This window comes from Paraburkholderia sp. Ac-20340 (assembly GCF_017104965.1).
GTDB lineage: Bacteria > Pseudomonadota > Gammaproteobacteria > Burkholderiales > Burkholderiaceae > Paraburkholderia.
In genome coordinates, this window is record NZ_JAAGPR010000010.1 from 1 (window position 1) to 15,092 (window position 15,092).

The window sequence follows — 15,092 nt, forward strand, 5'->3', positions numbered from 1 at the left end:
TGGTCTCCGAGGTCGCGCAGCGCGTGGCGGTGATGTACGCGGGCGAGATCATCGAAACCAACCGCGTGCCGGATATCTTTGCGCGTGCGCATCATCCGTACACGGAAGCGCTGCTCGCGGCGATTCCCGAGCACAACCAGGGTGCGGCGCGTCTGGCCGCGCTGCCGGGCATGGTGCCGGGCCGCGACGATCGTCCCACAGGCTGCCTGTTCGCGCCGCGCTGCAAATACGTGGTGGACGACTGCAACCGCAAGCGCCCGACGCTCGACGCGGTGGCGGACGCGAGCGGCTGTGCGCTCGTGCGCTGCATCAAGCCGCTGAACGTGGCGACTGAAACCCTGAACGGAGGCGCGCGATGAACGCAGTCCAGCAATCCGCGGCTCAACCGGGCCGGCACGATGAAGAAAAAGTGCTCGTTGCGCACGATCTGAAGAAGCACTACACGGTCAGGCGCGGCATGTTCGGCACGGGCACCGTGAAGGCGCTCAACGGCGTGTCGTTCTCGCTCACGCGCGGGCGCACGCTCGCGGTGGTGGGCGAGTCGGGCTGCGGCAAGTCCACGCTCGCGCGCCAGCTCACGATGATCGAGCCGCCCACGTCCGGCACGCTCACCATCGACGGCGAAGATGTGGCGAGCGCGGGCAGCGCGCAGATCTCAGCACTGCGCCGACGCGTGCAGATGGTGTTCCAGAACCCGTTCGCCTCGCTCAATCCGCGCAAGACCGTCGAGCAGACGCTGGGCGAGCCGCTCGCGATCAACACCAAGCTCACGGCCAGCGAGCGCGCGGACCGCATCGCGCACATGATGCGCATCGTCGGCTTGAGGCCGGAGCATGCGAAGCGTTATCCGCATATGTTCTCGGGCGGCCAGCGTCAGCGTGTGGCGATTGCGCGCGCGATGATTCTCGATCCGCAGATCGTGGTGGCGGACGAACCGGTGTCCGCGCTCGACGTGTCGATCCAGGCGCAGATCCTGAATCTGTTCATGGATCTGCAGGAGCAGTTCCGCACGAGCTATGTGTTCATCTCGCACAACCTGGCCGTGGTCGAGCATATCGCTGATGACGTGATGGTGATGTATCTGGGCGGTGTCGCGGAGCTGGGCGACAAGGCCACGGTGATCGGGCGGCCGCGCCATCCGTACACGCGCTCGCTGCTGTCGGCGACGCCTGCGATCTTCGAGGCAGATCGCCGCGTGAAGATCAAGCTCGAAGGGGAATTGCCTTCGCCGCTGAATCCGCCTTCGGGTTGCACGTTCCATCAGCGCTGCCCGTATGCGGTCGAGCGATGCCGCCAGGAAGTGCCGCAACTTCGCGAAGTCGATGGCCGTCAGGTATCCTGCCATCGTGCAGAGGAGGTGGGGGAATCGGATGCTTGAAGCGACGGCGGCGCGTCGTTTTGCGCGCCGCCAACGTCCTGGGCTTTCGCGGGGCCCAGGACGATGCAGAATGGCTGCGCGATGAACCGCTAGCTGCAACGGACTGCATATCTAAGCGTATTCGCGCGCAGTGTCAAAGATAAGGTATGCCAAGGAATAAGTCCTGCGAAGCTCGCGCTGGGCTTTTGAGTCCCATGATGTGGTGGCTCTCAGAAGAGGTTATCTCCGGGGATCATGCCGTATTGACTGTGTGCGAAATGGCGGTCGGCTTGATTACGGGCTGCGGTGTGGACGTTCTGACTAGATCAGCGGGTGCGTACCCGGCTGGGGAGCGCACATCAGCAAGTGTTTTCCCGTTTGCGCAGATTGGAAAAGCACCTGTACGTAGCTGTTTGCCTGAGCGTAAGGCGCAAAGAACTGGTCCAGAATCCGGGAAAACAGACTTAATGCATTGTTGCGCATTGCGTTTTCGTCAAGCGTGATGTGAATCTCCACGCCGCGCACGAACGATGGAAACCGGCAGGCAAGCGACATCCATCGAAGCGCAGGCCGATATTCCAGTCCAACGATCGCATCGATAGTGCGTTGCGAACTGCTCGTGCGAGGTGCGTGCAGCTTCAGGAATTCCTTGAGCGCCGCGAGTCCGGTTTGAGGTCGATCGAATGGGCGTTGGGCCAGGCCTGCAATAACACGCCATAAGGCGTCTTGCCCTTGTGGCAGCGCGCCAGGCAAGGTTGGTCGCGTGAGCAGGCGGATCGGGCAGGTTAGCGCTGCGCCCTCATGCAAGAGATCGCTAGCCGGGGTGCCAATCGACATATGTGATGGCTGATCGCCATTGGTTGCCGTGACCTCGACGTCCATTTGCTGCTGGCTTACGCGCGCGATTTCTCCGTTCAAGTCGACGAGCGATATCAGTAGCTGAGCCCTTGATGCGTCGCCGGGATGGTCGGGATCGCGAAACGCGGTCCAGTAGGTCGTGCTTCGATGGAGAGATTCGCCGTGGGTCAAGGTTCGGTAGGGGCTGACTTCGACTCGCTGCGTCGGTTGCGCATTTTCGCGTTCCGATTGCATTCGATCATTCAGATGGACGGCGTCGATCGAATACACGTCGAGTGCAGATTCGCTTTGCAACGGCACAGGCGTCACGGGATAAGCCGTGTCGGAACCCGTCAACGGGATGGGCGACGCATCGCACCTGAACAGATTCACAATGGGCGAGCAGAACAATTTAAAGGCCGATGCATCCAGACCGTTCAGTGCTTGTGCGGCGATCGAATCCATCGGTATATCGCGAAGCGCAACGTGTAAAGTCAGTAACCTCGCTTCTGGAGAATTGGCCGCACGTCGAATTCGCCCGAGATCGATGTTCAGGAAATTAAACTTCTCGGGAAACGCGAAATATTCACGCAAGCTTCGCGGGGCACCCGATGTACGGGCTGCTTCCGGCGGCAGCAGGTGCTCGTCTTCGCTGAAGCCAGCCATGTCGACTGGGACTTCGTCGAGTGCGAGCCAGTGGCCGCAATGATCGACTTCTACAAATGCAGCACTCGCATGTAGCAGCAGGGCATCCATTGTTGAATTCACGAGCGCTCGTTCGCCGAAGATGTGAGTGCGTATGGAGCCCGCGGGTATCGTAGCGTCGAATATTCCGGAAGCCGTTGCACTGGCGAACGTGACCGAAAGTGTGCCCGTGGTATCGGTTGGCAGGCGGACTGCCGACGGTGCGAGTGTCGCCGGTGCATAGCGGGCGGAATGAATGAGCAGAGGTGACAGCGCGATGTCGTACACCGTGCGGAACCGGCACGGTACAGCGATCCCATCGAGCGTGGTTCCGCGCGGCACAACCAGCGGAGCCGTCAACTGGCCAGAGATCGCGGTGGGATCGAATTGAGCGATCGCACAGGCCGGTACGGTGCGAAGGAACTCCGGGTAGAGCACTTCGAGTAGCGCCTGCGTGAATTCTGGAAAGCTGTCCTCGATTTTTGCCTCGACGCGCGCGGCCAGCAGGGCAAACGTCTGGATCATCCTGTCCACATGCAGATCGTCCATGCCGTTCGAGATTCCGAGCCTGGCGCCGATCTTCGGGTGACGCTGGGCGAATTCGTTCAAGCCGCGCGATAGCAGGCCGATCTCGTATTCGTAGTGAGGCAGCAGATTATTCATTCATCTTCCGCTTATATTTAATTCGATATGCGAAGCGAAGTATCTGAAAATCAAAAAGCCGATTTATCCAGATGCGATGCAGATTCAAAATCCGCCGACGAATAATATCCTGTCACTCTGAATACGAGGTTTTTAGGCTGTCATAAAAATGTTAGATATCGCAAGTTTTTGAAATTAAAAAGTGACGCGTGTGCTACTCGCGGCGTCGGCAATGTCATCGACGGTAGTGGCCACGTAGCCGTGCGAAACAGACAATTCGCGTCTCCTCCTTCTGGCGTTGTCGTTGGTTTTGACGCATGGCCGCAACGATAACGCCATCGTGTGTGTACCAGAGAACGAGCGCTCTAGACCTGAACCAGAAATGCTGGAATTTGTGCCGAATCGATATATTCGTCGATACGGGTGATCCGGTTGTCTTTCACCTCGGCGATCAGCGCAGCGGTGAGGCTGACCCGAACTCCATCCTTGCGCACACCGCTCAGAAGATGCTGCTGCACAAAGCCGCCTGAAAACGGCACGAGCCGCCGGTTCGAGTAACGTCGATCGCTAATTCGTTCGATCATCCCCGCCAACGTGGGGACAATTTTCGTCCAGTGTTGTTCGAGGTCGTCGAAGTTGTGCCACACAACGGCATCATGCGAAAAACATGCTTCGACATCCTGAACGTTGCCTGTTTCGATCGCGTCGAAAAAACGCGTGGCCAGTTCGCAGATAGCAGTGGCTTCGGACATAAACGGCTCCTCAAGGTTTGCATGGAAAGAAGACGCCAGTATTCGCCATGGCGTACGACGCGACTCAAACCGTCGCGACCGGCGTGACCGGCGAACCCATCGCACCGGGCAGGCGCAGTGGCGGAGCGGTCAACATGAAGCGCGTTCGACGGTTGTCTCGCAGCCAGTCGGCCAACTCGCGCAGATACCAGAGTTCACCCAGCGGCAGGCCGAGCTTGAACAGACAATGATGGTGCAACGGGAGCAACGGATACTGCTTTTCGTCCCGCGGCGCGGGGCGGGCAGGGAAGCGCTCGACAGCGTTGTTATCCGCGATCAGCGCGGCGATACCCGAATCGCTGATCCAGTTCAGTAGCCGCTCGTCGCGCCCGTCGAGTGCGCAGCAGCTTTGGTGCAGGCGCTCGGGATCGGGATTGCGCTGCATCGAAAGAACGACTTCGGCAAAACCGGTGCGCAACAGCAACATATCGCCGGGCTCGATCTGGACGCGCTGCGTCTCGCAAGCGCGCATCAGTTCGTCGTAGCCGATGTCGCTCGCGCCGAACCCATAGGCATGCGCGAGATCGACGAGTACGCCACGACCCTGCATGCCTTTAACCGCGAGATTCTCGATGCCGAGCGCACGTGCCTCGCTGGTGCCCGTGCCGCAGCACGCGTGTGGCGTGAACGGCGGGGCGTCGTCGTAGGTGACCGAACCGATGATGTGCTCGTTGGCGCGATAGCCGTTGTAATAGACGCGCTCGGCCAGCCCGTCACCGTCGGCGTCGAACAGCGCGCCCACGTGCGCGAGCGAATCCCATTGCGTCGAGTATTGCAGTGACAGCACAACCTGATCGTCACAGACTACGTCGGTGGCGTGCGGGTCCATGCGCGCCACCGGAAAGTTCACGAACGGCTCGCCTTCGCGATAAAAATTCGGGCGCAGAACGGGTGCGTGTCGCGGCGGGTTGAGCTTGTTTTCGCCCGGATAGTCGAGTGGCAAGGACAGACAGAAACTCTTGCCGGCGAGAATTTCGCGCGCGCCTTTCACAACCTGTTCGGGGCCGATCAGATTGACCCGGCCGAGTTGATCGTCGGGACCGAAATCCCCCCAGTTGGAACCCTGCGGACGTTGCTGCCAGCGCATGGTGTTGTCTCCGTGTTGTGTTGTCAGTCGAGAGCGATGCGAATGACGCCTTTTATCGCGCCCCTTCACGCCTGGGCGTTTCGCGAATGCTCATCACGGCCAGCACCGTCACGACGCAACACACCAGCATGTACCAGGCGGGCGACATCGGATTGCCGGTTCGCGCCAGCAACCACGTCACGATGAACTGCGACGAGCCGCCGATCACCGCGATTCCCACGCTGGAAATCACTGAAATGCCGCTAGTGCGCACCTCGATCGGCAGCGTCTCCATGATGCCGAGAAAGAGCGGCGTCATGCCGAGGTTGATGCAGGCGGTGAGCAGCGTGGCAAGGCAGATGACGAGCGGCACGCTGGGATACGTAGTAATGAGCCAGAAGGCCGGATAGACCGCGAGCATGCTCAGCGTCAGCGATGTCAGCACCAGCGGTTTGCGGCGCGCGAGACGATCCGTGAGACGACCCGAGACGAGCGCGGCCACGGTCACGGTCGCGCCGGTCACGCAGCCGGAGAGCAGGGAGAGCGCCGGCGGCAGATGCAGCACGCGAATCATGTACGTGGGCATGAAGAACACCACGAGATACATGGTCGCGGTGCCGGCCGCCGTCGCCATGATGCCCTTGATCACGAGGCCGCGATGATCGCGCCATAGCATGCGCAGCGGGCTCGGCCCCTGCTCGCGCGGCTGGTGTGTCTCATCCAGATGCGAGCGGATGTAGATGCCTACCGGCGCAATCAGCAAGCCGATCAGGAACGGCAGGCGCCAGCCCCAGCTTTCCAGCGCGGCCGTGGGGAGCGCAGCGTGCAGTGCCGCTGCGCAAAGCGCGCCCACCACCGACGCGATGCCCTGGGTGGCGAGCGTCCAGCTCACGCGCCAGCCACGACCTTGCTGATGACCCGATTCCATCAGCAGCACGGCGGCAGCGGCAAATTCGCCGCCGACGGAAAAGCCCTGTAGCAAGCGGCCGGCGAGCACCATGAGCGTGCCCAGCACACCGGCGCTCGCGTAGGACGGCGCGACGGCGATGCACAGCGTCCCGGCCACCATCAGCGAAAGCGTGAGCGTGAGGGCGGCTTTACGGCCGCGCCGGTCCGCATAGTTGCCGATCACGAAGCCGCCGAGCGGTCGCATCGCAAAGCCGATACCGAACGTCGCCACCGATAGCAGCAGCGAGATATAAGGATTGCTCGACGGGAAGAACAGCTTGCCGATCAGCAGCGCAAAGAAGCTATAGATCGTGAAGTCGAAAATCTCCAGCGCGTTGCCAAGCGAACAAGCGGCAATCAGGCGAAACTGGCCGCGCGTTCGCGGCGCATTCGTGGCCTCGGCCGAGTGGGGTGCGGAACTGAAGGCGGTATCGTTCATCGGGAAGTCTGCGCGAGAAGAGGGATTCGGGGGCGCTCGATCGAAAGGCGCCCGTTCAGAGGCGTTACATGGGCCTTGCACGCGAGAGCGGTCAACCCGCCGCACGCGCGATCTTGTTCGGGCCCATATAGCCGAACAGAAAGCCCGCGACCTTGCGCTTCTGGATTTCCTCTGCGCCTTCCGTGATGCGGTAGCGGCGATGGTGGCGATAGATATGCTCGAAAGGCTTGTGCCGCGAATAACCCAATCCGCCGTGCACCTGCATGGCCGTATCCGCAGCTTCGCAACACAGCCGGTTCGCCCAGAAGTTGCACATGGAGACTTTGTCGGAGAGCTGGCGCTCGACTTCGGGCTTGGGCATCTGATCCATTTCCCAGGCGGTTTTGCGGATCAGCAGACGCAGCATTTCGATCTGCGTCGCCAGTTCGACCAGCGGAAACTGGATGCCCTGGTTTTGCGCGAGTTCCTGACCGAAGGGGCGTCGTGCGCGCGCATATTTCACGCTTTCGCGGACGCAGTAATCGGCGGCGCCCAGGCTCGACGCTGCCTGACGGATGCGGTTCTCATGCACGAAGTGCTGCGCGATTGCGAGCCCGCCGTCCAGCGGCCCGAGCAACGTATCCTGTGCGACCCAGACATCGGTGAAACTCACGCGGGGGTGATCCGTGGGCATGTTGAAAGTCCACAGATACTCTTCGATCTTCACGCCGCTGGCTTGTGCGGGCACGAGAAACGCGCTGATGCCCGCGGCGTCGCCGTCGTTGCCGCTGGTACGGGCGAAGACCAGACAATGCGTGGCCACGTGCATGCCGGTGGTCCACATCTTTTCGCCGTCGATACGCCAGCCGGCCAGGCCGTTGCGGGTTTCGCGCACCGCGCGCGTTTCCATATGCGTGGCATCCGAACCGTGCTCGGGCTCCGTGAGGCCGAAAGCCAGCTTCACACGTTCGTCGAGCATGCCGGCGATCAACTGGTCGCATTGCTTCGGCGTGCCGAAGTCGCGAATCACCAGCACGAAGGGATTATTCGCGACGATCGAGTGCTCGTTCTGCAGATCGTTGTGCAGCCCCAGCCCTTTGGCCGCCAGATGCTCGCGGATCACCGCCATCCAGAGATTGCCGCCGTCCTTGCCGCCGAATTCGCGCGGCAGCGCAAAGCGCAGATGCCCGGCGCGATCGGCCCTGCGGCGCGCCTGGGCAAGCAGTTCTTCCCACTCGTGACGCGGCAGCCCGCCATTGTCGAAGTCGGTGCGCGCCCATTCGCGGCGATGGTCGAAGAAGCGTTCGTTGTCGTCCTGCGCCTGCAGCGGCACGATTTCATCGGCGATAAAGGCATCGAGCTCGGCCAGATAGGCCGTGAGCGCATCGGGTAGATTGAAGTTCATTTCAGGCTTCCTGTTATTCGGTGTCGTTGCGGGCGAGGGCAGCGCGGTAGGTGTCGTAGCCGGGCTGGTCCACGGCCAGCTTGTCCAGCGTGATTTGCCACAGGAACGTGGCGACGCCCGGTGTGTCGAGATCGATCGCATCGTTGGCGATGCGCTCGCAGAGCGTGCGTGTCAAAGCGTCTGTCGTGCCGCTGCGTTCGCCAAGCAGCTCGCGCAACGCCTGTTCTTCGCGGACTCGCGCATCCGGAGCGAGCACGAGTTCGCGTCGCACGATGTCGAGCATGCTTGCGGCCACGCGCGCCTTGTAAGCGGCCGCGCCCTGGAGTGCGGGCAGCGCTTCGTCGCGCAGAAAAGCGCTGACCGCTTCGAGCAGCTGCCCGGCGCTGGGGGGATTCACCATGAGGCGGCTCCGGTGTGGGTGAGCATGGCGAGCAAATCGATTTCCGCCTCCGAGGTACGGCGGCCAATTGCGGCTTTTTCGATTTCGCGTTCCGTACCGTCGAGCCAGCCGTAGACCATGCCTTCGCAGACGATGCCCCACTTCAGCGTGCCGAACACTTCCCAGAAGCGAACCCGTTGCAAATCGACCTGACCGCCGCCCGCTTCATATGCGGCGAACAATTGCTCGCGCGTGCCGAAACCGCCGACTGGTTTGTCCGCATTGCCGAAGCGCCAGGCGTTCACGCAAAGCCAGCCGAGATCCTCCATCGGGTCGCCGATATGGGCGAGTTCCCAGTCGAGCACGGCGCGCAAGCCTGCTTCGGTGACGATCAGGTTGCCGTTGCGAAAATCGCCATGCACGAGGGTGCAGACGCGCGGCGCGGGCGGTAGATGACGGCGCAACCATTGGAACGCGCACTCGAATACCGGGTTCGCCATGCCGTAGGCCCGATGCTGACCGAGCCAGTAGGCCATTTCCACGTCGGCGGGGGCGACGCGCAAACGCGGCAAGGTGCTCGGCTCGATCGCGTGGATGCGTGCGAGCGCTTCGCCGCACTGCGCCGCGAGCCGCGTGCGGGCGTGTGCGAGGCGCGCGTCGCGCACGATGCGCTTGCCAAGCGTCTCGCCTTCGACGTGCTCCATCACGAAGCCATCGCCGAGTCCGTCCTGCGGTCGCAGCACATGGACCACATGCGGAACGGGGACACCCGCTGCGGCAGCCAGTTCGAACAACAGTGCCTCCGCCGCGAAGCCCACGTTGGCGCTGCCGCGATGCCCGGCGTCAGGCTGGCCGCGCCGCAGAATGCGTGCGTGTTCCCCGTGTTGTCCAGCAACGGTGAACGCCCACGTTTGCTGGCTTGCGCCACCGGATAGACGCCGCAGATTCGCCACGCGCGCGCCACCGCTCGCAAGACGCGAGACGATGGCCTGCAACCCGTCAAGCAGGCGCGCGCTTTCGTTCGCAGACGCCGCGTGCGCGCCTGCTGAATCCCCTGTTAATGCATTGTCCGTGCGCGCCAAGGCGGCCTCCTTTTTCATGACGGAGTCGCGCTCACAGCGGCGCGCGTTCTTTCAGCCAGGGCACGACTTTCGCGGCCTGGGCGAGGGCGCCTGCGTTGTCGTCCTGACCTTCGTCCGGCTCGAAGTAGTGAAGCTGGTCCGCAAACTCCACGAAGGTTTTGTCGTCGCTGCCGAACGCGTCGAAGATGGGCCGCGAGTGCGTATTCAGGTAGCAGTCCAGATCGCGTCCCGCATGAACGAAGATCATCGGCACCTTGATGGACGGCGCGTTCTTCAGCAGGTTGGCGTTGCTCGACAGGCCCGACCAGGTCGAGAGCCACGCATCGGGCGTCAGCACACGCGCAAAACCCAGCAGCTGAAAATTCATGAGATCCGGGCGGTCGCTCAGCAGGCTGCCGTAGCCGCGATTGCTCGGATCGATGGAGTTGTCCGTGTAGTGCAGATTCGCCATCGTGCGGTAGATCGTCATCACCGGCTGGAACGCCGCGCGCTGCAGGATCGTGCGTTGCTGGGCGGGCGCCAGCGAGGAGAAGCCCGGCGCGGCGGACGTCAATTCGGCTTCGCGCTGGTCGGCGATCATCGCGCGCGCCTGCGCATCGAGGCGTGCCACACGGGCGAGCTGCGCCGCCCGATAGCGCTGCTGGAACTCCGGCGTATAGCGCGACCACTCGGGCGCCGGCCGGAAGCCATTGGCGGGGTCGTACATGTCGAGGCTTGCGTCGGTGAGCAGCGGGGCATGTTCGTCGACCACGGAAGGATCGATCGTCTCGTTCAGGATCAGCCCCTGGCCGCTGTGAGCGGCGAGCACGATCATCGCGTCGAAGGTCGGCATGACGGCGCTGCGCAAGGTCGTGGGACGCCCGCCCGGCGTCAGGGCGAGACGTTCGGCAGGCGGCAGTTGGGCTTGCGCCTGGTAGAAGCCGCCGAGCGATCCGCCGCCCGAATTGCCCAGCCAGATCACCTGTTCGACGCCGCACTCCTCCTTGAGCCACTGCACCTGGGCGGCGATGTCGAGGATGATCTGCTCGTGTATGCAGGTCATGTCGTTGCCGGTGGTGCGCACGTTTGCGCCAAGACACGCGTAACCCGCGCGCAGCAGTTGCGGGAACAGATAGTGACGGCTGAAGTCCACACGCGGATGTCCCGCCACCACCGCGACGCGCGGGCGTGGATTGCTTTTGGGCGTCCAGTACAGGCCGCGGCTTTGTCCGCCGTCGTTCGCGTAGGCGGTGACCTGCTGGCAATCGGCAAAGTCTTCCACGGGTTCCCGGAACTTGATCCAGGTGCCATTCCAGTAGGTTTTCGCGATCAGGCGCATGTCGATGATTCCTTGGTTGGTTGCCGGTTCCGGCATTGCATTAAAAATTGACCTGCAGACCCACGGTCGCGCCCACCTGACTTTTCTGGCCATCGGCAAGACCATTGGCCGTGCTGGCGTTGCCGTAGCCGAGCGCCGTGCCGGTCTGCAGCAAGGTGTCGTCGTCGAGCGGACCGTTGTGCGCATAGGCCGCCGCCGCGTAGAGCGTGGTGGTCTTGGATAGGCTGTACGTCGCCATCAGGCTCACCTGGCTGAAGTTCGCAAGGTTCATGTTGGCGCTGGTCGAGGTGAGTGCCGCGCGTTTTGCGCGGTCGTAGTAGTAACCGCCGATCAGATTGACCGCCGGCGTAAGCGAGACCTTCACGCCCGCCCAGTAGAAGTCGTCGCGAATCTGCGTGACGCCGTTTCCGAACGTCGAATTGCGCCACCGGTAGCCGCCCATGAGACGCACACGTTCGAACTGATAGCTCGCGGCCAGATAGGCGAGGCGCGCGACCCCGGTTGGCGCGGTGGCGCTCGCGGTGGGGTTGGTCTGGTCGTAGCCCGTGCCGATCCCGAACGAATTGCCCAGGTAGAACACGCCCGCGCCAATACCCGACTGCGCGCGTAAATTGCCCGGCACACCGCCATCGGGAATGCTCGACACCTGCGATCCCTGATACGCGAAGCCCGTGCCGAACGAGTAGTGCGCCGCGACGTTGATACCGCTGAATTTTCCGGTGTACTGAATCGTGTTGTCTTCCGTGTAGCTGCCACCGCCCGCCACGATGCCAGGTTCGTACGCGATGCCGGTCACGAACGGCATGAAGCGGTACATGCCCCAGTAGAGGCTGGTGTACTGGCGGCCGAACGCAAGCTGGCCCCAGTCGGTCTGCCGCAAGCCGACTGCCGACTGGCGCGAGAACTGCAAGCCGCCCGCGAGCGAGCCGTTGCCGAGCTGGAAGCCGCTTTCGAGCCAGAAGAACGCCTGCAAACCGCCGCCGAGGTCTTCCTGACCCATCAAGCCCCAGCGCGACGCCGAAAGGCTGCCGTAGTTCTGCATGCCAAATTTGCTCCCCGCGCTGCTTGCGCTGGAAACACGGTTGACGAACTCGATGCCGGTATCGGCAATGCCGTACAAGGTCACGCTCGATAGCGCGTGGGCTGGGGTGCTTGCCATGCCGAGCGCGCAAGCGGCTACGGCTGAAGCGATGAGAGCTTCTTTCATTGACGTTTTGTCTCCGGGATTTTTTATTTTTGTGGTTTAGCGATCTGATGCCGCAATGAAACCAGGAACCTCTTACGCCCGATCAACTGGGCGCATGTGCGCTCGCGCTTGTTTCGTAGCTCACGTCCTGCGCATTGAGCTCGCGCGTCCAGCACGCGAATTCGAGGCACACGCCGTCGGGATCGAAGAAGTACACCGAGCGCAGAAACACGTCCTTGTTCATCGTCGCGCTGATCTGCGCGGGCGAGTTGTCGTGATTCATCACGCGGGAAATCTGCACGCCTTTTTCGACAAGACGTTCGACATAGGCGTCGAATTTATCGGCGGGAATATTGAAGGCGATATGGTTGAGCGAACCGTGCGCCGAAGTGATCGAGCCGTGGCCGGGCAGATGCGCCGGCGCCGCAATGCCAGGATGCGCCTGCGGCGCGTTGGGAAACCAGAAGAAGGCGATGGCGTCCCCATTGCCGATGCCGAAAAAGAAGTGCTGTCCCATGCCCGCCGGAAGATCGATGGTCTTGATCAGCGGCATGCCGAGTACGTCGCGATAAAACGCCACCGTCTTCGCCATATCCTTGCAGACGATGGCCATATGGTTGACACCGAGGATGTCGAATTCGGTGTTCGTCTCTCTGGTCATGCTGACGTCTCCTTGTCTGTGTGATTTTTGTCCAGTGCGCTAGAAAATCAAAGGGCTTCGCGACGTTTGGCGCGCTCGCGCCGCAGCCATGCGCTCGAGCGCCCGCCAAGCGGTTTCTGCAACTGCGTTTCGGCGAAATCGACGGCGTCGAGCAGGGGATCGAGTGAAATGCCGCTTGCGAGGCCGCATCGTTGCGCCATCAGCACGAGGTCTTCCGTGGCCAGGTTGCCCGCCGCGCCCGGTGCGAACGGACAACCGCCGATGCCGCCCACGCTGCTGTCGAAGCGGCGCACGCCGGCTTCCAACGCGGCCCACGCATTGGCGGCGCCCAGACCGCGCGTGTCGTGCAGATGGACCGCGAGGCGTTCGAGCGGCACCGCGTCCCGCAGCGCGCTCAAGCGTTGCTTGACCTGTAGAGGCGCAGCGGAACCGATGGTGTCGGCGATAACGATTTCGCCGGCGTGCGCCTCGGCCATGCGCGAGGCAAGACGCAGCACGACCGCAAGCGGCGTTTCGCCTTCGAACGGACAGTCGAAGGCCACGGCCACATAGGCGCGCGTGCGCAGACCGAGCGCGCGAGCCTGCGCGAGCGTCTGCTCGCACACGTCCAGCGCGGCATCGAGTCCCATGTTGATGTTCTTGCGGTTCATGGTTTCGGTGGCGCAGAGTACGACGGCGATTTCCCGGGCGCCAGCCGCGTGAGCACGCTCCAGTCCCTTGAGATTGGGCACCAGCACCGAATTGCGCAGTTGCGGCCAGCGCGCCTGCACGTGGCCGGTGAGGTCGCTGGCGTCGGCCATCTGGGGCACGGCCTTCGGCGAGACGAAGCTCGTCGTTTCCACGCTGGTCACGCCTGCCTGCACGAGATGCCAGATCAGGCCGAGCTTCTCATCGGTCGACAGATGCACGGCCTGATTCTGCAAGCCGTCGCGCGGGGCGACGTCGGTGATATGAATCGTGTCGGCTGTCATCGTCGGCGGCCTCAGGCGATCGTGCCGGCGGCGCGCAATGCGGCGATGCGGGCTTCGGTGTAGCCCAGCCAGCCGCTGAGAACTTCAGTGGTCTGTTCGCCCACTTGCGGCGGCGTGCCGTAGGCGCGCGGCGCGGCGCCGGAGAGCTTGATCGGATTGCCGGGCATGCGCAGACGCTCGCCCTGCGGCAGCGTTACCTCGACCACCATCTCGCGCGCGAGCACCTGCGGGTCCTGCAGCGCCTGCGCGAAGTTGTTGACCGGACCGCAGGGAATGCGCGCCGCGTTGAGCCGGTCGAGCCAGTAAGCCGTCGAATGGCCGCGCAGCGTTTCGGCCACGAGCGCGTCGATCTCGGCGCGCGCCGCGTAGCGCACCGGTTGGGCGAGATATTCGGGCTTGCGCAGCGCGGGCAGGTCGATGCATTCGACAAAGCGCTCGAAGAACGGATCGCCGATGCAGGCGATGATGATGTGGCCGTCGGCAGTCGGAAAGCAGTTGTAAGGCACATGCACGAAATGTCCGTTGCCGATGCCTTGCGGCACGTCGCCCGACATGAAGTACATCGTCGCCATGTAGTTGAGCAGCGAGATCTGCACGTCGAGCATCGACACATCGACATGCTGGCCGCGCCCCGTGTGCTCCCGTTCGACCAGCGCGGCGAGCACGCCCATCGAGCCGAACACGCCGCCGCCCAGATCGCCGATGGGGATGCCGCTGCGCGTCGGCCCCGATGCGGGCGTGCCGGTAATCGACATGCCGCCGCCCATGGCCTGCACGACCTGATCGAAAGCCGGACGTTGCGTTTGCGGGCCGGTCTGGCCGAAACCCGTCACCGAGCACGTGATGATGCGCGGATTGATCTGCGAAAGCGTGTCGAAATCGATGCCCAGGCGCTGCGTGACGCCCACGCTGAAGTTGTCGTAAATGACATCGGCGCGACGCACGAGATCGAGGAAGACTTCGCGCCCGGCTTCGGTCTTCAGATCCACGCAGACGCTTTCCTTGTTGCGGTTGAGCGTGAGGAAGTAGGCGCCCATGCCGTCGCGCGAATAGTCGGGATCATGTTCGAGCAGGCGTCGCGTGCCTTCGCCGCGACCCGGCGGTTCGACTTTGATGGTGCGTGCGCCCAGGTCGGCCAGCAACATGGTGCCGTAAGGGCCGGACAACATGTGGGTCAGATCGAGGACAGTAATGTGTTCGAGGGCCAAGGTCGATGTCTCCAGTGTCTTTGACTTCTGCGTAGATAAAGGCAAGACATATGCCAGTCACGAAACCCTGCGTAAGCGCTTGATTTGATTCGATGTCGATGGAGCGGCTCGAAAATGCCTTGTTTCATGGCACAATCGT

14 protein-coding genes are annotated in these 15,092 nt (G+C 62.7%); 2 read left to right on the plus strand and 12 right to left on the minus strand.

The features are described 5' to 3' along the window. Both G3N59_RS15305 and G3N59_RS15310 read left to right on the plus strand, forming a co-directional pair. The coding region (locus G3N59_RS15305) for an oligopeptide/dipeptide ABC transporter ATP-binding protein (protein WP_346777886.1) at positions 1 to 359 on the plus strand (359 nt) is incomplete at its 5' end. Next, positions 356 to 1,378 carry a peptide ABC transporter ATP-binding protein gene (locus G3N59_RS15310; RefSeq protein WP_205983471.1) on the plus strand — a complete coding sequence of 341 codons (1,023 nt, stop codon included), beginning with the start codon at positions 356 to 358 and terminating at the stop codon, positions 1,376 to 1,378. The genes G3N59_RS15305 and G3N59_RS15310, both read left to right, overlap by 4 nt. A 300-nt stretch (positions 1,379 to 1,678) precedes the next feature. Here the strand turns inward: G3N59_RS15310 and tssF are convergent, their stop codons facing one another. The 12 genes from tssF to G3N59_RS15370 all read right to left on the minus strand — a co-directional run bounded on the left by tssF (position 1,679) and on the right by G3N59_RS15370 (position 14,953). Continuing rightward, positions 1,679 to 3,541, minus strand: coding sequence for a type VI secretion system baseplate subunit TssF (tssF, locus tag G3N59_RS15315; RefSeq protein ID WP_205983472.1), 1,863 nt, complete (start codon positions 3,539 to 3,541; stop codon positions 1,679 to 1,681). Positions 3,542 to 3,885: 344 nt separating this feature from the next. Then, positions 3,886 to 4,272 carry a nuclear transport factor 2 family protein gene (locus G3N59_RS15320; RefSeq protein WP_205983473.1) on the minus strand — a complete coding sequence of 129 codons (387 nt, stop codon included), beginning with the start codon at positions 4,270 to 4,272 and terminating at the stop codon, positions 3,886 to 3,888. A gap of 64 nt (positions 4,273 to 4,336) precedes the next feature. Next, positions 4,337 to 5,398, minus strand: coding sequence for a cyclase family protein (locus tag G3N59_RS15325; protein WP_205983474.1), 1,062 nt, complete (start codon positions 5,396 to 5,398; stop codon positions 4,337 to 4,339). 52 nt (positions 5,399 to 5,450) lie between these two features. Next, entirely contained in the window at positions 5,451 to 6,764 is a 1,314-nt protein-coding gene (locus G3N59_RS15330; RefSeq protein WP_205983475.1) for an MFS transporter, read from the minus strand. A 91-nt stretch (positions 6,765 to 6,855) separates the two neighbouring features. Continuing rightward, positions 6,856 to 8,148, minus strand: a complete 1,293-nt coding sequence (locus tag G3N59_RS15335) for an acyl-CoA dehydrogenase (protein WP_205983476.1) — start codon at positions 8,146 to 8,148, stop codon at positions 6,856 to 6,858. Between the two features lie 13 nt (positions 8,149 to 8,161). After that, complete coding sequence (locus G3N59_RS15340) at positions 8,162 to 8,548, minus strand: DUF6285 domain-containing protein (RefSeq protein WP_205983477.1); 387 nt, start codon at positions 8,546 to 8,548, stop codon at positions 8,162 to 8,164. After that, positions 8,542 to 9,609, minus strand: coding sequence for a phosphotransferase family protein (locus G3N59_RS15345; protein WP_241023465.1), 1,068 nt, complete (start codon positions 9,607 to 9,609; stop codon positions 8,542 to 8,544). Before G3N59_RS15345 ends, G3N59_RS15340 begins: the two co-directional genes overlap by 7 nt. A 31-nt stretch (positions 9,610 to 9,640) precedes the next feature. Then, complete coding sequence (locus G3N59_RS15350; protein ID WP_241023466.1) at positions 9,641 to 10,927, minus strand: alpha/beta hydrolase; 1,287 nt, start codon at positions 10,925 to 10,927, stop codon at positions 9,641 to 9,643. Between the two features lie 40 nt (positions 10,928 to 10,967). Beyond that, complete coding sequence (locus G3N59_RS15355; RefSeq protein WP_205983479.1) at positions 10,968 to 12,134, minus strand: porin; 1,167 nt, start codon at positions 12,132 to 12,134, stop codon at positions 10,968 to 10,970. 82 nt (positions 12,135 to 12,216) lie between these two features. Beyond that, entirely contained in the window at positions 12,217 to 12,774 is a 558-nt protein-coding gene (locus G3N59_RS15360; protein WP_205983480.1) for a VOC family protein, read from the minus strand. A gap of 47 nt (positions 12,775 to 12,821) precedes the next feature. Beyond that, positions 12,822 to 13,745, minus strand: coding sequence for a hydroxymethylglutaryl-CoA lyase (locus G3N59_RS15365; protein ID WP_205983481.1), 924 nt, complete (start codon positions 13,743 to 13,745; stop codon positions 12,822 to 12,824). Positions 13,746 to 13,756: 11 nt separating this feature from the next. Further along, on the minus strand, positions 13,757 to 14,953 hold the full coding sequence (locus G3N59_RS15370; protein ID WP_205983482.1) for a CoA transferase: 1,197 nt from the start codon (positions 14,951 to 14,953) through the stop codon (positions 13,757 to 13,759). Positions 14,954 to 15,092: the final 139 nt, after the last annotated feature.